The sequence below is a fragment of the Streptomyces sp. NBC_01304 genome (genome assembly GCF_035975855.1).
GTDB lineage: Bacteria > Actinomycetota > Actinomycetes > Streptomycetales > Streptomycetaceae > Streptomyces.
Map to the genome: position 1 here is coordinate 3,539,635 of NZ_CP109055.1, position 17,996 is coordinate 3,557,630.

General features: G+C 68.4%; 15 protein-coding genes. 3 read left to right on the forward strand and 12 right to left on the reverse strand.

All coding sequences use genetic code 11. The features are described 5' to 3' along the window. Nucleotides 1-9 precede the first annotated feature (9 nt). From OG430_RS15330 to eccB, 11 genes are all read right to left on the reverse strand, one after another. On the reverse strand, nt 10-1,338 hold the full coding sequence (locus OG430_RS15330; RefSeq protein ID WP_327353052.1) for a WXG100 family type VII secretion target: 1,329 nt from the start codon (nt 1,336-1,338) through the stop codon (nt 10-12). Beyond that, nucleotides 1,335-1,658 (reverse strand): hypothetical protein, encoded by a 324-nt coding sequence (locus OG430_RS15335; protein ID WP_327353053.1) that lies wholly within the window; start codon nt 1,656-1,658, stop codon nt 1,335-1,337. The genes OG430_RS15330 and OG430_RS15335 overlap by 4 nt, the downstream gene beginning before the upstream one ends. 227 nt (nt 1,659-1,885) lie before the next feature. Beyond that, on the reverse strand, nt 1,886-3,085 hold the full coding sequence (locus OG430_RS15340; protein ID WP_327353054.1) for a S8 family peptidase: 1,200 nt from the start codon (nt 3,083-3,085) through the stop codon (nt 1,886-1,888). Then, the gene (locus tag OG430_RS15345) at nt 3,078-3,863 is read right to left on the reverse strand and encodes a hypothetical protein (protein WP_327353055.1); all 786 of its coding nucleotides are present in this window, start codon (nt 3,861-3,863) and stop codon (nt 3,078-3,080) included. Before OG430_RS15345 ends, OG430_RS15340 begins: the two co-directional genes overlap by 8 nt. A 605-nt stretch (nt 3,864-4,468) precedes the next feature. Then, the gene (mycP, locus tag OG430_RS15350) at nt 4,469-5,674 is read right to left on the reverse strand and encodes a type VII secretion-associated serine protease mycosin (RefSeq protein WP_327353056.1); all 1,206 of its coding nucleotides are present in this window, start codon (nt 5,672-5,674) and stop codon (nt 4,469-4,471) included. 219 nt (nt 5,675-5,893) lie between these two features. Then, on the reverse strand, nt 5,894-7,354 hold the full coding sequence (locus OG430_RS15355) for a hypothetical protein (RefSeq protein ID WP_327353057.1): 1,461 nt from the start codon (nt 7,352-7,354) through the stop codon (nt 5,894-5,896). 41 nt (nt 7,355-7,395) lie between these two features. Then, nucleotides 7,396-7,746, reverse strand: coding sequence for a hypothetical protein (locus OG430_RS15360; RefSeq protein WP_327353058.1), 351 nt, complete (start codon nt 7,744-7,746; stop codon nt 7,396-7,398). An 87-nt stretch (nt 7,747-7,833) separates the two neighbouring features. Further along, nucleotides 7,834-9,108: a type VII secretion-associated serine protease mycosin gene (gene mycP / locus OG430_RS15365; RefSeq protein ID WP_327353059.1), complete on the reverse strand. Its 1,275-nt coding sequence runs from the start codon at nt 9,106-9,108 to the stop codon at nt 7,834-7,836. 191 nt (nt 9,109-9,299) lie between these two features. Continuing rightward, on the reverse strand, nt 9,300-9,584 hold the full coding sequence (locus OG430_RS15370; RefSeq protein ID WP_327353060.1) for a WXG100 family type VII secretion target: 285 nt from the start codon (nt 9,582-9,584) through the stop codon (nt 9,300-9,302). A gap of 54 nt (nt 9,585-9,638) precedes the next feature. Next, nucleotides 9,639-9,950 carry a WXG100 family type VII secretion target gene (locus OG430_RS15375; RefSeq protein WP_327353061.1) on the reverse strand — a complete coding sequence of 104 codons (312 nt, stop codon included), beginning with the start codon at nt 9,948-9,950 and terminating at the stop codon, nt 9,639-9,641. Between the two features lie 249 nt (nt 9,951-10,199). Then, complete coding sequence (gene eccB / locus OG430_RS15380) at nt 10,200-11,816, reverse strand: type VII secretion protein EccB (protein WP_327353062.1); 1,617 nt, start codon at nt 11,814-11,816, stop codon at nt 10,200-10,202. Between the two features lie 370 nt (nt 11,817-12,186). Between eccB and eccE the strand changes: the two genes are divergently transcribed. The 3 genes from eccE (at nt 12,187) to OG430_RS15395 (ending at nt 17,597) form a co-directional block, all read left to right on the forward strand. Beyond that, a complete protein-coding gene (eccE, locus tag OG430_RS15385; protein WP_327353063.1) occupies nt 12,187-13,521 on the forward strand; it encodes a type VII secretion protein EccE in 1,335 nt (444 codons plus the stop codon). Next, nucleotides 13,521-14,399 carry a hypothetical protein gene (locus OG430_RS15390; RefSeq protein WP_327353064.1) on the forward strand — a complete coding sequence of 293 codons (879 nt, stop codon included), beginning with the start codon at nt 13,521-13,523 and terminating at the stop codon, nt 14,397-14,399. Before eccE ends, OG430_RS15390 begins: the two co-directional genes overlap by 1 nt. Nucleotides 14,400-14,606: 207 nt before the next feature. Further along, on the forward strand, nt 14,607-17,597 hold the full coding sequence (locus OG430_RS15395) for an SCO5717 family growth-regulating ATPase (protein ID WP_327353065.1): 2,991 nt from the start codon (nt 14,607-14,609) through the stop codon (nt 17,595-17,597). 99 nt (nt 17,598-17,696) lie between these two features. Here the strand turns inward: OG430_RS15395 and OG430_RS15400 are convergent, their stop codons facing one another. Further along, nucleotides 17,697-17,927: a DUF397 domain-containing protein gene (locus tag OG430_RS15400; protein ID WP_327353066.1), complete on the reverse strand. Its 231-nt coding sequence runs from the start codon at nt 17,925-17,927 to the stop codon at nt 17,697-17,699. Nucleotides 17,928-17,996: the final 69 nt, after the last annotated feature.

Here is a 17,996-nt window from a genome sequence, read left to right on the forward strand (position 1 = left end):
CCGCACCATTCATCCGAAGTCGCCCACCAGACTCGTGTTCTCAGCGTGCTCACGGAGCCGTCGGGCCGTCTTTCGCTGCCCTTCGTCCAGGTCGTCCTCAAGGCCGTCCGCCTCTTTGAGCCGGTTGCCTGCCGCACCCGTCTCTACGCCCACACGGCTGTTGGTCGCCTCGTCGCGGAGCGCGTTCCGCTGCTCCTGCGTCAGCCCTTCGCCTTCGCCACCGGTCCCGGCGTCGGGCGTCGCTCGGTCGCCACCGTCGCTCGTACCGGCGACTCCGTCCCTGCCGGCGGCTCCGTCCCTGCCGGCGGCTCCGTCCCTACCGGCCGCGCCGGCGCCATCGGCTGCGCCGCCGGAAGCGCCATCCGCTGTGCCGCCGTTCCCGTCGGCTGCCCCGCTGGCGGCTCCCTCTCCGGTGCCGTGCGCCTCCCCGGCCCCCGATCCGTGCGTCAGTCCGCCTCCGGCGCCGCCACCGGCAGCTCCGGCGCCTGCTCCGATCAGCGACTGCGACCAGTCGAACTCATCGTCCCGGTCCGCCCACCAGCCATATGAGTTGGCGGCATCCCCGACGAGACTGCCGCTCGCTCCGCCGACCGCGCCTGTGCCGATCGACTCACCGAGCCCGCGACCGGGCCTGCCGCCGAGAGCAACATCCGCGGCCTTGCCCATCCCTGCCCCGGCGATCCCACCGACCAGGTTGTTCTCCCACTCGGGACCCTTGCCGGTGATCACGCTGGTGGCGACGCCGTTGCCGATCTCGATCGCGGTCCGCCCGACGAACGGACCGCCGTAGCGGACGCCGTACCGCAGCAGCGTGCTCGAGTGCCCTAATGTCCGCAGCTGCTCGAACCAGCGGGCGATCGTGGCCAGGATCCTGCCGAGCCTCGCGGCGGCTGTTGCCGCCTGTCCGGCGAGGCGGGCCGCGTTCGCGGCCCCGGCAGCCGCGGAGAATCCCAGGGTGATGAAGGACGTGGCAACGGAGACTCCGATCGTGACGCCGATCTCCAGGTAGATCTGATGGATCTCACCGTTGATCTCTTCGATCTTGTCCGCTGCCTCGTTGAGACCCTTCTTCGCCTCGTCGAAGCTCGGCTGAGCGTCCTCGACCGACTTCTTGATCTCTTCCCAGTGCTTGACGAAGGCATCGGCGGCCGGCCCTCGCCACTGGTCGCCGTGCACGTCCTTGACGGTCTTGTCCATGTGGACGACGAACTTGTCGAGGGCGTCCCCCATGGCGCCCCAAGCCTTGGCCGCGTCGCGCAGAACGTCCGGCTCGCCGCCGGGGTTGCAGAGCTCGAGTCCGGCTTCGTAGACGGTCTCCGCGACCGACTCGTCACTCACGCGCTCTGCCCCTTGAACAGATCCTCCAGGGCATGCTCGGCGGCTCCGGTGTTGTGGGAGTTGTCGGAGAGTTTGCCGGCGACCTCATAGAGATGGTCCTGCAGGCCCTGGATCGCCTTGGTCATGTGGTCGGCCAAGTCGATGTACGCGGTTGTCACTTCCTCCGACTCCGTCAGGAAGCCGAACCCGTCATGGATGGCCTCGCCGTCCGTCTTCGGCTTGAACTTGGCCAACTGCTCGCCGAGCGCGTCGGCCTCTTTGGTGAAGGCGCCGCTCAACTTCTCGAGCGCGGAGTGGCCGATGTAGAAACCGTCCGGCACAAGATCTCCCTCTGGGTCTCGCCGTGTTGCACGCCGAGCCGGCCTTGCGGCTCCACGCCTCCCGCCGCGCGAACGCCGAACGGAACCGGTGAGTCTGTCAGGGGGCACCCGCTGCTCAGCACGTCAGAGGGTGCCCCGCGCATATCTCCACAAAGGATTACGCTCTGGACCCAGTTCCAGCACGACTGATCCGATTACCGTTCGGTTGGCGCGCACACAGTGCCGTATCAGCGAGGGAGGGGACCTGACGCGGAGGGCCAAGTCCCCCCGCCGACCATCCCGGCCGTCGCGGCCTTCCGACGCCCCAGCACGGCCACCAGTACGCCGCCGATGAGCATCAGCAGACCCGCTCCGGCTGCACCCAACCCCGTGAGCCACAAGCCCTGTTCCATGTTCGGATGCGTCGTCTTAGGTGTTCCGACAGGGGTCGCGAAGTGCTCTGTGCCCTTGTGGCCGATCGGCGCGGTCTTGTCCGCCGGAGGGGAGGCTGCGCGCTTGACCGCCGCGGCGGCATTGATCTGGCCGTACCCGACCTCGGCGTTCCAGCCGCCCGACGGGTGGTGAGCGGTGCGTGTGAGGATGGACCGTACCTGCGCGGGCGTCAGTTTCTGGTTCTTCGAAAGCATCAGGGCCACCACACCGGACGCGAGCGCGGTGGCGGGTGAGGTGCCCTGGATCCGTTCATATCCGCCGGTGTTCTTGGCTCCGGCGATCTCCACTCCGGGCGCGGCCACCTCGTTGTAGGTGTGCACGGTGGAGAAATCAGCGCGCCCCCCACCCCGCTGGGTCGCGGCCACCGCGATGACTCCGGCCAAACCACCAGGTGCAGAAGGCTGGTTGAGCTTGTCGCCGCCATTGCCGGCACCGCCCAGAAGCGTCACACCATGGCTCACCGCGTACCCGACTGCCAGTGCTGTGTCTTCGTCGGCATAGTCGTCGACCTCGCCCGTGCCCAACGACATCGAGATGACGTCGACGCCGTGGTCGACGGCATAGACGATGCCCTTGGCAAGCGGGGTGCCATCCGTCTTCGCCAGGGATCCGTCGTCCCGCTTGTCCTCCTCGGAATTCACCCGGACCGAGAGGATCTTGGCCTTGGGCGCGACCTTGAGGATGTCCGAGGCCATGTGTGTTCCGTGGTAACCCCATTCGGGGCTCGACGGGGTGATAGTGCCCTTACGGAAGTCGGGCCCGGTGGTGATCTTTCCCTTGACCGCGGGATGGTCGGCCACGACCCCGGTGTCCAGGAGCCCCACCGTGACACCCTCGCCCTGGGCGTCACGCTGCGCCGCCGCCAGACCCAGGGCGTCCGCCTCCCACCCTCGGGGCGTGCCGGCCGCATGGGCAGGGGCCACCGCCAGCGCGCAGAGCAGTCCGCTGAGCGCGGCCGTCGCGAAGGCTGTCGTGGTACGTCGTCGCTCAGTCATCGGCCCCACTCAACTGCAGGTCTTCCAGGTGGTTTTTGAACATTCGGGTGAGGAGCTCCGCCTCGGCGAAGTAGGACGTACGGTCCGCATGGATCTCGTCGTCATCGTCGCCCCACTCGCCGGGCAGGGTTGCCGCGATACGGCCGTCCACCGAGCCTGTGGTGGCGGCCACCGCATAGGGGAGATGTTCCGCTGTGGGAGCTTCCAGAGCGGCGCCGTTGCGCCCGTCCTTCCAGTGCGCCGCGAGGGTGCCCGGCACGGAAAACGGCACCACGGCACCGGCATTGCCGCCCAGGTCCTCGAAAGCCTGGGCCAGCTGCTGCTTCTTGGTCTCGGCCCCGGGCAGGACGACGATCGCGACCGTAGCCACCATGTTTCCGCTGGGGTCCACGTAAGTGGCGCGCAGTACGGCCTTGCAACCCAGCTCCTGGGCCGACTTCAGGGTCTGCCCGTCCAGGCCCTTGTCGCAGGTGGTGTCGGGCGAGATGCCGAGACGGTGCCACATCGCGTACTTCGGGTTGGTGAGGTCACCAATGCGCGAGTCTCGATTGCCGATGGTGGCCGGGAAGACGCGGTCCGGCGACTCGTCGCTCCACACAGCCTCGCCATACTCAGGATTGGCAAGCGGCTGCTGGCTGTTGCTGTAGGCGTGCGCAGCGAGGGCGCCTCCCCCTGCAAGTACCAGCACCCCGAAGAGGCCGAGCAGTGAGCCCACGACCATGCGGGCCGTGCGCCCGCCGTTGCCGTTCGGAGCCCGAGGGGGGACAGGGGCAGTCACGGGCGGCATGACCGGCGGCTGTGGCTGCTGCTGCGGAGGCACGTTGGTCATTGGGGGCGGGGAACCTGGCACTTGCTGCCAACTCCCGTGCTGAGGCGGCTGCCCGTACGGGTTACCGCTCCCCGGCGGCGTCGGATAGGACATGGGTTCCCTCTCGCGCGTTCCTCTGGCGAGGGGCACGGTGCGCGGTCCGGTCACACGCAACGCAAGGTCGTCATCTCCGCCGGCCTGCGAGCAAATGCGTTCTGCAGGGTCAGCCGGGGCGACTCTCGCATCTTCTGATACGCCCTCCCCGTTAGTCACACAAGACCTTATGGCCTTCGCGAACGCAAGGCGGACCAGGGGTCGTACGGGTTCCGTGCAGGAATTGTGATCGGACGGAGAGCCGTCATGGCTTCGCAAGTGCACGCTCATGCGGAGCGCAGGGGCGTGCAGGACGAAGGATGCCCCTCAGCGCCTCGGCGGCAGAATGCGTACATCCCCCGTCCCGGTCGATCTCGCCCAGGAAAGGGGATGCGTGTGCGATGCGCCGCCGGCCTCGGGGTGGCGGCGGCCGGGGAGCACAGCGTGCCGGCCGGAGCCAACCAGCCCGGCCGACACGGAACTTACTGGCCCTGCCCCCCATACGGGTTGTGCTGCTGCGGGGCCTGCCCCGGAGGGGTCGGGTACTGCTGGCCCTGCGCTGCGGTGGGGTAAGGCTGGTTCTGGTTCGGCGGGTAGCCCATGCCGCCGCCGGGGCCACCGGGGCCGGGGCCGCCGCCGCCTCGGTTTCGGCGGGTGCGCATTACGGCGAAGATGATGCCGCCGACGATCACTACAGCTGCGATGCCTCCGATGATGAGAGGCAAAGGCAGGCCGCTGGAGGAAGAGTCCTTCTCCTTGGCCTGAGTTGAACCGTCATCGCCGCCTGCGGAGGCGCCGCCCGCCTTGGATTCGGTACCTGACGGGAGCTGCTCCAAGGGGCCCTCCTTGGGGCCCTTCGGGATGTCCATCGTGAGCGCCTTATTGGGGCGGATGATCCCGTAGCCGTACTCCTCGTCGGGAGCTGTCAGACCCTTATGGCCGAGGAAAGAAGCCGACTTGACGAGGCGGTTGATCACTTGCCCCGCAGTGAGATCAGGGTACTTAGCCCGGACTAGTGCGGCGGTGGCTGATACGAGGGCTGTGGCATCTGAGGTTCCGCTGGCAATACCGTAACCCTGCGCCCTGGTCTTATTCGCAGCCAAGATATCGACACCTGGGGCAGTCAATGTCACTTGCTTGCCAGTTGCGGAGCTCTCCCAGAGGTTGGCCTCTTTATCCACGGCACCGACGGCCACAACGCCGGGCAACGCCGCCGGTTCTGCAACGCCACCGCCATGATTCCCTGTTGCCGCAACAACAATCACGTCACGCTGTTGGGCATAAGCAATCGCCTCGCGGCCGTCAGATCCAGTCTTACTGTACTCATCACCGAAAGACAGATTGATAACCTTGGCCCCTTTGTCCACGGCATATCGAACCGCAGGCGCCCAGGTCTCATCCAGGTTCTTATCGGCCTTCCCCTGAAGGGTACGCAAAGGCAAGATCTTCGCCTTTGGCGCAAATCCAATCATGCCGGAGGAATTTCCTGGACCGTGACCATGTGCAGCGATAAGGCTCGCCATTCTAGTGCCATGCCCAATTTTGTCTTCCTGGGCATCCCCACCGCCTGTGTAGTCCCTGCCTTCGAGGACCTGGCCACGCAGGTCTGGATGACTTCCATCCACACCTGAGTCAATGACGGCAACCGTGACGCCCTCACCCTGAGATTGCGCCCAGGTGTCCTTCATTTTGAATACGTCCAGGACCCACTGTTGGTCCCGGACATAATCAGCCGAGGCAGTCGGTGCTGAAGTGAGGAGCAAGGCTCCTGTCAACGCCACGACTCCCGCCGTGGACCAGACTCGCTTGGCACCCAATTCCCTGCTCCTCACTCAACTGCGACTGGTTCCGCCAGTCTTCATACAGGCGAGCCGCACGGATCTTCCGTGCGGCTCGCTCACGTGTGCCTACTCGATGTTGCGCGGCACGTTCCGGTTGCGGTCCTCTTCAGAGATCCAGGTCTCCTCGTCCTCGACCAACCAGTCGGGACGCTCGCCCCCGTTCTCCTCTTCCCCACGACGGTTGCCACCGCGACCACCCATGCCGCCAGCGCCGCCCATCATGCCACCGCGCTGTGAACCGCCACGGCTGCCGTGCAGACCCGAGCCACTGCCCGCACCCTTGCCGGCGATGCCCTTGGCTGCACCAACGACACCGCCGCGCGCCTTGGCCAGAGCTCCACGGCCACCGGCACCGGCACCGCCGCGGCCAGCAGCACCGGCACCGGCTCCACCGCCCATGCCGCCCATGCCAGCGCGGCCAGCACCATTACGGCCGGCTCCGGAGCCGCCCAGGCCTCCGGCTCGTCCACCGCCGGCGCCCGGGATACCGAGTCCACCGCGACCGCCGCCCTTACCGAGACCACCGCCACCACTGGGAACCATCACGCCAGGGCCTGCTCCGCCGCCGGGGCCTGTCCCACCCCCACCACCGATGGGTCCAGGCCCACCCGTGCCAGGGCCCGGCCCAGTCAGGCCGGGCTTGATGCCGTCCACGTTCGTACCAGTCGAGGGCGGCAGCTGTGAGCCTCCCGTGATGCCCTTGGGTCGCGGAACGGCAGGAGCCTGATCAACGCCCTTGGGCGGGCCTGCGCTCCACGGCTTGGGACCCGAGCCCACAGCGCCTGGCCGGGATGCGCCTCCTGTGCCACCAGGCACTACAGGCGGTGGGATCTCGACGTTGCGATTGGGCTCCTTGATGTTGCCTTCGCCATCATCTTGGATCGGGTTGTTCTTGAGATTCCGCGTGACCCGCATGTACTGGGCCCCGAGATTCTCCATGACGGCAACGCCGTTGAGCTGTGCTTCCCGGCTCGCACCGATCTTGCCCTCATTGATCTGCGCCACTTCTGCAGTGGTCAGCTTGCGGTCCTTGAGGTCATTGGCCGTCGATGAGCCGTCATCCCACTGCCAGTCGGAGAGAGCGTCACCAACCTTCGCCCAGCCACTGGGCTCCTTGATGTCATCCAACTGTGCTTTGTAGGTGCGCAGCTGAGTAGCGGCATCGGTCATCTGACCACTATTCAGGTCAGCATGCCAGGCGGCATTCCTGACGCTCTGCGAGATGGTTCGCGCCTTCTTGGCGAAGGACGTGGCAGCTTCCCCGCCCCAGTGCTCCAAGACATCGTTAACTGCCTTGTCCAACAGGCCAGCGATCCCCTCGCCGTCCTTGCCTCCGGCGAGGATCTCCTTGACCTTGCCCCAGTGGCGGCCAACCTCCTCGATCGCACCCGGGTTTGTACCGTCAAGCATCTGCTTGAGTTCCTTGAGCGGGTACTGAATGAAGTCGGTCTTCGTCTCCGGGCGTCCTGTGGTGCAGGTTGCGCCCTCGATTACTGGCGGCTTCGGCTGTCCATTTTCACCGGCCATTTTGAACCCTTCCCCTCAACAGGTGATGCTTGATCGGACTGCTAATCCCACTTGTTTCCGCTCGGCCCCCCAGAGTCACCACCCATTTGATTCCTGTTCGCGTACTCCTGCTCGGTGTACTTGTCCTTGACCTTGGAGGTGCTCTTACCGAACTGGTCAATCAATCCGTGCAGCCCTTTGATCGCGCTCTCCAGGCTGGTCTTCATGTCCTTGTGCGCCATGTGGAGGTCGGACGCCTCCATGAAGTTGCAGTTCGCGCCGAATGCCCCGGACGGAATCTCCGTCGAGTACCGCGACGTCTCCCCCGCCTTGTCCATGTCGTCCAGCAACGTCCAGAGCTTCCGGATGACCTCGTCCAGTGCGCTCAGATCAACCCGCATGCCGTCACTCATACCCCGTGTCCTCTCCCCTGTTTCCCAATTTCTCCGCGCCCGCCCAAGCGGCGCAATTGACGCAAATACCTAGAAGAACGCCCTGAACTACCCACCAGCACCAGCAGACCCACCCCGCTTCCTCTGCCAGTCCCGCAAAGCAACGCCACTACCACTGGCGATCAACACCAACAGCAAGGTCGCCCCCAACACATACAGCGCGATCCGCTGTTCCTTCTCCGCCTCGCTCTCCCCCATCGTGACCTCCATGGGGACAGCCCCGCCAGCCCCGATCTTCACCGGCGGGTCCGGCTGAGGGGAGCTGCCCGGAGTGGAGTCGTCCGAGACGGCGGCAATCGGGTCCACGACGCCCCAGCCCACGTAGCGGTTGGGGCCACGGCCCGTGCGCTGGGCCGTCTCCTGCATGCGCGTGGCGATCTGTTCGGCCGTCCAGCCAGGGTGCTTCTCCTTCAGGAGCGCCGCGACCCCGGCCACGTACGGCGCGGCGAAGCTCGTTCCGTCCGAGGAGCACTGGCCGCCCTTCGGGACCGTCGAGACCATGCCCATGCCGGGGGCCGCGATGTCGACGAAGGATCCGGACTGCGAGAAGAAGGCGCGCTCGTCGTTGCGGTCGGAGGCTGCCACGGCCAGGACGCCCGGGTACGAGGCCGGGTAGGTGTCGGCGGACTTGCCGTCCGCGCCGTCGTTGCCGGCGGCGGCGACGATCAGCGGGCCCTTGCCGTCCTTGACCGCGTTCGCGACCGTGGCCCTGAGGATCGCGTTGTCCTTGCGCTTCTCCGTGTCCGAGGAGATGTTGATGATGTCCGCGCCCGCGGCGACCGCGTCCTTGATGGCGTCAGACATGGTGTTGGAGTTGCCCTGGTGCTTGTCGTCGGCCCCTCCGGTGTAGCGGAAGGAGAGGATCTTGGCCTTGGGAGCGATGCCGGCGAAGCCGGTGCCGTCCATCGGGCGGGCCGCGATGATGCCTGCGACGCGGGTGCCGTGACCTTCCAGGTCGTCGTTGCCCTTGCCACCCACGTAGCTCTTGCCGGGACCCTTGAGAGCGTCAGTCAGCTGACTGTTACCGGCGTCCACGCCCGTGTCGATGACCGCGACCGTGACGCCCTCACCCGTGGCCTGCTCGCGGAGCTGGTCAAGAAGTATGCGCTGGAGCGACCATGGCGTGGACTTGAGGTTCTCCCCGCCGAACTCGCACTCGTCACTGGCGGCCGGCGCGGATGCGGGGATACCGGAAGCGGCGAACGCCGGCGGAGCCGAGGCGAGGCAGACTCCGGTCGCAGCGAGTACGCCAAAGGCCCGCTGCAGTGCGCGGGTTCCACTCGTACTCGTACGCCGACGCGAACGGGGTGTCAGGACCCCCATGTTCAGGACCCCCAGGACCTTCGAGCCCGCGAAGTCGTCAGAGACTCCACGGAACTCACCATTGCTGGATGTTGCTGGATCTGGATTGCTGCCGGTTGCCCGGCGGCAGAGGCGGGACGGCCCGGTGAACGCCGTGGCGCCCACCGGGCCGTCCCAACTCGATGCACTTCAAGTCACCTTGAGCCGAAGGCTCAGTTCCAGGTGTTGGCGTTGGCCGTCTCGGTCGCCTTGTAGGCGTCAGCCGAGTTCTGCAGCGCCGTGGCGATCTTCAGCAGGGTCTGGTGCAGGTCAGCAGCAGTGGTGTCCCACTCCTTCTGCTTGCGCTGGTAACCCTCCTGCGCCTCACCCTCCCAGGTGGCGGCAACGGCCTTGACCGCCGACTCGATGTCGTCGAGCTGGCCCTTGATCTTGCCGGCGGTGCTGCGCACGTCCTGGGACGCGTTGATGATCGTGGAGTAATTGACGAGGATGGACATCGTCGATCCCTTTCAGGAAGAAGGAAGTCGGAGAGGTGAAGCGAGCGGGCTCGATCAGCCGAAGTCGGACATGATCTTGCTGATCTCGGAGTTCTGCTGCTCCTCGGACGCGGTGTAGTTGGTCCGCGTGGAGTCGACGGCTTCCTTGATGTCCCGGAGGATGTCGCTCATCTTCTTCGCGTCCTGGTTCCAACGCTCCTGAAGCGAGTGGTACGACTTGGCCGCCTGGCCCTGCCAGCCGCCCGCGATCTGGTCGATCACGCCGTTGAGACGGCTGATCTCACCCTGGATCGAGCCGTTCGCCCGGTCGATGTCGCCCGAGAGCTTGGCGAGTGAGTCTTCTGTTACCCGAAACTGGCCGGCCATGGTGAACCTTCCCCCATGTGGTTGTGGACCGGGAAGCCCGTACCGCTCCCCGGAATTGCGTCATATCTGCGTCACATCAATGAGCGCTAGTAGCACTCTATCGTCCGTCTGTCACACATCCAGCGGCATGAGCGATCAGTTACAGACTTCACACACGCGTGCTACGGCTTCGTGATTCGCGAAGCCCGCACACGCCCCGCGCGCACCGTCAACCGACGGTTCGCGCAGGTGACTTGGGGTGTCCGGGCGTCACTGGCTTTGCGCCTGCTTAGCGCTTCCGGTGTCCAGCGTCGGCCCCTTGGGGATGAACTGCGCGAACGTGTAAGGAACGTACATCTGGTTGGTCAGCTTCTCGTAGCCGAGCCGGGTCCGCGCCTTGTCCGTCTCGCTGGGCTGCCCCCCGGAGCCGGAGTCGGAGCCGGAATCGGAACCGGAGCCGGTGCCCGTCTTGTCCGATGCGTTGTCGTTGCCCTTCGGCAGCGAGTAGCGCAGGCCCGTGTCCGTCAGTAGGTACTGGGCGCCGCCGGCTGCCGCCGCGCCGCGGACCTCCGTGAAGAGGAGACCCGAGCCCGAGGAGACATACGCGTTCAGGGACTCGGCGATGACCTTCTTCGGGTACGTCGTACCGGCCCAGGCGGTGAGGTTGGGCTTCTTGTCGGCGCCGATGCTGCCGTCGTACACGCTGCACGAGGTGTCCTTCGCCGCGGCAGTGGCCGTCTCCGGGCCGTTGGCCTGGGCCGGGACTTCCTGCGGCCAGCCCTTGTCACCGTAGAACGGCTTCGCCTGCCCGCCGTTGGCGTCGATGATGGACGTCGTGCGGGCCGGGATGGCGTGGATCTGGTTGGTCGCGTACGCCACCTCGGCGGCCGGCGACGCCAGGAGGAGCTTGGCCACGAACGGCGTGACGGCGGCGACCTCGTTCTTCAGGACCACGTAGTACATCTTGCCCTGGGCATCGTCATCGGCCTCGAGGACCCGGCCCACCGTGGACCCATCGGCCGGCAGTCCCTTGACCTTGGTCGGCTCTCCGATGGACGGCACCGTCGGGAACGTAATGGCCTGCCCCTCGTTGAGCGTGGCGAGCCATTCCTTGCTGACCTGCTGCGGAATGTTCTGAGAGCCGATGGCGGTGGCCTTCAGCTTCGCGGCCGTGGTCTTCTCGTCCTTGGTGAGCTTCACCTTGGGCCCGCCGATCGCCAGCCGGTTGCCCTTGCTGTCGATCAGGAAGTCCGTTTCCGTGGTGGGTTCGTTGACATACAGAACCTCACTGCCGCCGACCTTTCCGCGGCCCGCCACCGACTTGGCATCCTCGTCGTCGAGCACGAACACCGCACGGTCGATGGCGGTGCCGGACTTGGCCGGCCGCTCGCACACGGCCCAGGTCTTCTCCTTCTCCGCGTCCTCCGGCTTGGGCAGGCGGTCGGGAGCGTAGGGAATACCGAGCGTCGCCCCATGCGGGATGTCGCTCTTGTCGATCTCCTTGCCCGGCACCTCGATGACCTTGCCCTTGCCCTTGTCGAGCATCAGCTTGGCGGAGGCGTAGTTGAGGACGGGGTGAAGGGTGTTCACCTTCTTGCTGCTGCCCGGCACTTCATCAGGAAGGACGACATAGCGGGTCGTGGAGTCGCTGTCGACGATGATGTATTCGCCGGGGGTGTCCCACCCCACGGGCGCCTTCGGCTTGATCACACCCCAGGCGATGAAGCCGATGACAAGGACGATCGCCACCGCGAAACTGGGCATCACGGTGCGAATCGGGCGCGGCGCGCCCTCCTCGGAGCCCCCGGGGGACGGCGCCAGGAACGCAGCGACGGTGCGCTTGCGAGCGAACGTATAGGCGGCGAGCTCATCCCGACGCTTTGCCATGTGTCCCAGCTCTCCCGATTCTCCCGTTTTTTCCTGCAGTTCCGCGACGTGAAAGATCCCGGGAAGACCCCATACATGCCCTGGCAGGCCCCCGGAAGGACGCCTTCACTCCCGGCATCCCGGCCGTACATAAAGGCGGCTTCAACGTGCAGGGCACCTACTATGCCCTGCCCCATGGGCCCCTCCGCCACCAGGTTCCTCACAGTTACGTATCCATGACAGGTTCACCGTCCGGCCCCTGTGTCGCCCTGTCAGTCCCAGCGGGTACCGTGACGATCCAAACGACCAACGTGGGCACGATCACGGTGGACACGAAGGCCACCAACGTGGGCACGAGGGCCACCACTTCGCGAAAGGGACGTCCCGGGGGATGAGCAGCGCTACGAGCACTCGGCGCGGACGCCGCGCACCGCAGCAGCAAGGCCGCGGCCGTGGGCCCGTACAGCCTCCGGCCCCCGCACCGACCACCCCTGCCTCCGCGGCGCCCCGGACCCTGCCCCGTCCCGGCGGCATGGGCCCGCTGAGACTGCAGCAGCTCGTCCTCGTCGAGCTCGCCGCGGCGATCATGCTGGCCGCCTGGGTCACCGACAAGCGCTGGCTGCTCGCGCCCGCCGGCGCCGTCGCCGCGATCCTCGTGCTCCTGGCCATCCTGCGCCGGCACCACCGTCCGCTGCCCGAGTGGTTCGAGACCGCGCGTGCCCTCAAGCGACGTCAGCGCGAGGCCAAGCTGCCCGTGCCGCCCGGGACCGATCCCATGCTGGCGCCGGCGGTGGAATGCGACCCGGCCCTGCGTACGTACTCGTTCGTGTCCCGTGACGACCGGTCGATCGGCATGATCGGGGACGGGTCCTTCCTGACGGCCGTGCTCTTCGTGCAGCCCGGGGACGAGCCGCTGCGTCCCGAGTTCGCGGGGCGGCAGCTGCCGCTCCAGCTGATCCAGGAGGCACTCGAGGTGGACGGCATCCAGCTCGCCTCCGCCCAGGTCGTCCAGCACACCCAGCCCGCGCCGGCGCCGCACCTGCCTCAGCAGTCGGTCGCCGCGCGCAGTTACGCGCCCGTGCAGGCCGCCGCCGGATCGCCGGCCCTGCGCCTCACCTGGGTCGCGCTCAAGCTCGACCCCGAGCTGTGCCCGGAGGCCGTCGAGGCCCGGGGTGACGGCGTGCCCGGCGCACAGCGTGCGCTCCTTCGGGTGGCCGACCAGCTCGCCAGCCGCCTGGCCGGCGCCGGCTTCGAGGCGACGATCCTGGACGAGAGCGAGCTCGTGCAGGCCCTCGCCACGTCCGCGTGCCTCAACCCGCGGGCCAACGCCCAGCACCAGCCCGGGCAGGACGGCCGCCCCAGTCAGCGACGTACGGTCGAATCCGTCCGCAGCTGGCGCGTGGACGACCGTTGGCACACCACCTACTGGGTGTCCCGCTGGCCGCAGTTGGGTCAGGGCGGCGTGGCGCTCCCGCAGCTCGTCACGCAGTTCACCTCGCTGCCCGTGCTCGCCACGACCTTCAGCATGACCCTCGCGAAGGCGGGCAACCGCGGCATCTCGGTCACCGGGCACGTCCGGATCACCGGCCGCGGTGACAATGAACTCGGCCAGGTCAGGCGCGAGTTGGAGCGCGCCGCGAGCGCCTCCAAGGTCGGCCTGGTGCGGCTCGACAGGGAACAGGTTCCCGGTGCTCTCGCGACCCTGCCGCTCGGAGGTACCTACTGATGTCCTACCCCACGCCGACCATGAACCCGGGCCAGCAGCAGCCTCAGCAGGGCCAGCAGTACGGCCAGCAGGGCCAGAACCCCGCCCGCAGGCCCGCGCACGTCGCCTCGCCGACGGACACCGGCATGATCCCGCTGCTCCAGCAGCCGGAGCCGCAGCAGCCACAGCAACGCCGCATCTTCAGCCCGGGCTTCGGCCTGCGCGGCCCCCGGCGCAACCGCCATGTCGTGTCCGCCGAGGAAGTGGCCGCGATCAGCATGCCGATCGGCGACGACGGCGTGATCATCGGGACGGACACGGAATCACAGCCCGCGGTCCTCGGCCTCGCCCGCCCCACTCCCTTCGACGTCGTCGTCGTGGGCGGCCTCTGGTTCGCCCAGGTGCTCGCGCTGCGCGCGGCCGCGACCGGCGCGCGCGTGGCCGTCGAGACGGGCCGTCCACAGGTGTGGACGCAGCTCGCCCAGGCGGCCGGCGGCGGTCAGCAGTGTGTGACCGTGTACCCCGTGGGGCGGGTTCCCGCGCAGGGTCCGTCCGTGTCGAGTCCCGTCGTCCTGATTCGTGACTGTGGTGTACGTCCCCCGCGCGGGCGGGTGACGTCGCTGCCCTGGCAGTCCGTCGTGACCGTGCTGCCGTACGTCGGCGAGCACGCGCCGCGCTGGCTGGCGCAGGCCCAGCTGGTGGGCATCCAGCGGATCTCGCCGCAGGAGACCGAGGTCGTACGCGAGACCCTGGGCATCCCCGCCGAGCATCTGCAGCTCCTTCCGACCCTGTCGGACAACGTCGCACTGTGGTGCACCCGCAAGCACCGCAAGTTCGTGATGACGGAGCCGACGGACGCGGAGACCGGGCTGCTCGGTGTGGCCCGCCGCATGGACTGAGCAATTCCGCTACGGGTACGCGTACCGGTGCGTCGGCGGGAACGGTCAGCGGCCGGCGTCACTTTTCCGTACCGGGGTGCGAAAGATTAGGCTCAGCGGTGATGCGGTGAACGCCGCGGGCCGGGGGGACGCGGGGGACGCGCCAGCCCGGCAGACCGACCGCGACGAAAACGCATTAAGCAGCAGTTGCTGACCAGGAGGCAAGCAGTGAACAGGGATCGGTCCGAGTACCGCGGCGGCCAGTCCCCTGACGGGGACGACCGTGAGCTCGACCTCACGGGCGAGTTCGAAATCGTCTACGAGCCTCCTGCCTGGTACGACCAGAGCTCACAGGGTGGCTCCGGCCAGTGGGACACGGGGCAGGCGTCCGCGCCACCGCCGACCGGCCCGCCGCTCGGTCCGCCCGGGGGTACGCCGGCGGGTCCGCCCGCGCAGCCTCAGCAGCCTTACGCTCCCCCCGCCGCCGAGCCCCAGCAGCAGTACACGCCCGCGCCGGCCCAGAGCCAGCCACCCACGCCCGCGCCCGCGCCCGCTCCGGCACATCCGCAGGAGCACCAGGCCGTGGCGCCGCCCGTGGCCGGGCAGGGCGGGACCGGGGGTTACGGCTTCCCGCAGCAGCAGGCCGCGCCCAGCACGCCGGAGCCGGTGCAGCACACCTCCGGTGGGTACGGCTACCCGCAGCAGCAGGCCGCGCCGAGTGCACCCGAGCCCGTCCAGGACACCTCCGGTGGGTACGGCTACCCGCAGCAGCAGGCCGCACCCGCCGCTCCTCCTGCCGCGCCCGCGCCCGCCACGGCTGCACCGGCCGCGCCCGGCTTCCCGGTGCTGCGTCCGCTGGACGACGACTCCGCGAGCGCGGCGACGGCCCCGGCTCCGGCCGAGGAACCGGCTCCGGCCGCTCAGCCCGAAGCCGAAGTGCCCGAGCAGCAGAGCAGCGACGAGCCGGTCGCACCGCTGAACTACGCAGCGGCCGACGCCGAGGCCGCTCGCCTCTTCGGCGGCGACGACGATGACGATGACGACGAGGTGGCGGAGCAGGCGGAGGCCAACACCGACGCCACTGTCACCGGCGAATCCGGCGAATCCGGCGACGTAGCGAGCGAGTCGGCCACCACGGAGCACGAGGAGGAGGCCGCAGGGGTCAACTCCCCTGTCGCGGCGGACGGTTCGGCCGAGCCCGTCGCTCCCGCCGGGCCCGTTGCCCCCGTCGCCACCGACCCGCAGGCCGTCGCGCCCCAGCTCCCGCCGCTCCCCCAGGGCTACCAGCCCGACCCCTCTCAGGCCCAGCCCGGCGGTTACGGCTACCCCCAGCAGGGGGCCCAGCCCCAGCAGGCCCAGCCCCAGCAGCAGACCCCGCCGCCCGGCTCCTTCGGACCGGCCCAGCCGCTGCCGCCCGCCCAGCAGGGACAGCAAGGACTGCAGGGACAGCCCGGCCAGCCGCAGGCCCAGCCCCAGCACCCGATGCAGGGCCAGGGCTACCCGCAGCAGGCCCCGGCCGCGCAGCCCCAGCAGGCACCGCAGCAGCCGCAGGCCCCCCAGGCCGGGCAGCCTCAGCACCCGCAGGCCCCGGCCGGCTACGGCTACCCCCAGACCGCTCCCGGCCAGCCCGGCTACGGCTACCCGCACCCCGCGCAGCCCGTCCCGCCGCAGCAGGCCCAGCCGGCCCAGCAGTACCCGGGTCAGCAGCCTCACCCCGGCCAGCAGCCGCCCGCCCAGCCGATGCCGCAGCAGCAGGCCCAGCCTCAGCAGCAGCCCCCGCAGGCCGCCCCGCAGCAGCATCAGCAGCCCTACCAGCCGCAGCAAGCTCCGCAGCAACAGCAGCCGCAGCAGTACCAGGCACCCCAGCCCCAACAGCAGCAGCCTCAGCAGCAGCCGCCCCAGCAGCCCAACGCCCCCCAGGCGCAGGGTGGTTGGTCCGCGCCCACCGGCCCCGGTCAGGCCGGCCCCGGCGCCCAGGCCCCGCAGCAGCAGGCCGCCCCGGGGACCCCGCTCGGTTACAACGCGGCCGTGGAGCTCAGCTCCGACCGGCTGCTGCGCAACCAGCCCAAGACCCGGAAGAACAACCAGGGCCCGTCCCGCTTCAAGCCCGGCGCCAAGAAGGAAGAGGCCGAGCGGCAGCGCAAGCTGGAGCTGATCCGTACGCCGGTGATGTCCTGCTACCGCATCGCGGTGATCAGCCTCAAGGGCGGCGTCGGCAAGACGACGACCACGATGTCCCTTGGTGCCACGCTCGCCTCCGAGCGCCAGGACAAGATCCTCGCGATCGACGCCAACCCGGACGCCGGCACGCTCGGCCGCCGTGTGCGGCGTGAGACGGGTGCGACCATCCGTGACCTGGTGCAGGCGATTCCGCAGCTCAACAGCTATATGGACATCCGGCGTTACACGTCGCAGGCGCCGTCCGGGCTCGAGATCATCGCCAATGACGTGGACCCGGCGGTCTCCACGACGTTCAACGACCAGGACTACCGCAGCGCGCTCGACGTGCTCGGCCGCCAGTACCCGATCATCCTCACCGACTCGGGTACCGGTCTGCTCTACAGCGCGATGCGCGGAGTGCTCGACCTGGCCGACCAGTTGATCATCATCTCGACCCCGTCCGTGGACGGTGCGAGCTCCGCCTCGACGACGCTGGACTGGCTCTCCGCGCACGGCTTCGCGGACCTGGTGCAGCGGTCGATCACCGTGATCTCCGGGGTGCGCGAGACCGGCAAGATGATCAAGGTGGACGACATCGTCGCCCACTTCGAGACCCGCTGCCGCGCGGTCCAGGTGGTGCCGTTCGACGAGCACCTCGCGGCCGGCGCCGAGGTCGACCTGAACATGATGCGGCCCAAGACCCGCGAGGCGTACTTCAACCTCTCGGCACTGGTGGCCGAGGACATCGTGCGTGTCCAGCAGGGCCAGGGCTTCGGCCAGCAGCCGCAGCAGGCGCCCCAGCAGCAGCCGCAGCAGGGGTACGCACCCCAGCAGGGCCAGCAGGGTCACCCGGGCCAGCAGCCCCCGCAGCAGCAGGGTTACGCCCAGCCGCCGCAGGGCCAGGGCTGGCAGCAGCAACAGCCGCCGCAGCAGGGTCAGCCCCCGCAGGGTCAGGGGTGGCAGCAGCAGCCCCAGCCGCCGCAGGGTCAGGGCCAGCCGGCTCAGCCTCAGCAGCAGCAGCAGCCCGGGAGCGTACCGCCGGGGTGGACCCAGCAGTAACAGAGCCAGCAGTAACCCCAGCCCACACGAAGGGGGTTGACGCCATATCGGCGCCAACCCCCTTCGGCATGCGTACGCCGTCGGCGTGCGTACGCATGATCAGCGCAGGTCGAACTCCCCGTCCCGCGCCCCGAGTACGAACGCACGCCACTCCGCCTCCGTGTAGCGCAGCACCACCTCGGGCTCCTTGGAGTTGCGCATCGCGACGGCGCCGCCGTCCAGATAGGCGATCTCGACCTTCTCGTCCTCGGGCCCACCTGGGGCGCTGTGCCACTCGGCGCCGCTGATGTCCATGGCGTACAGCTCGGCCTTCTCCTGCTCGGTCGACATCGGGACCACTCCGTTCCACTGGCTGTCGGGCTGCAAGGACTCTACCGCCGCCAGCCTCTCGGCAGGTGT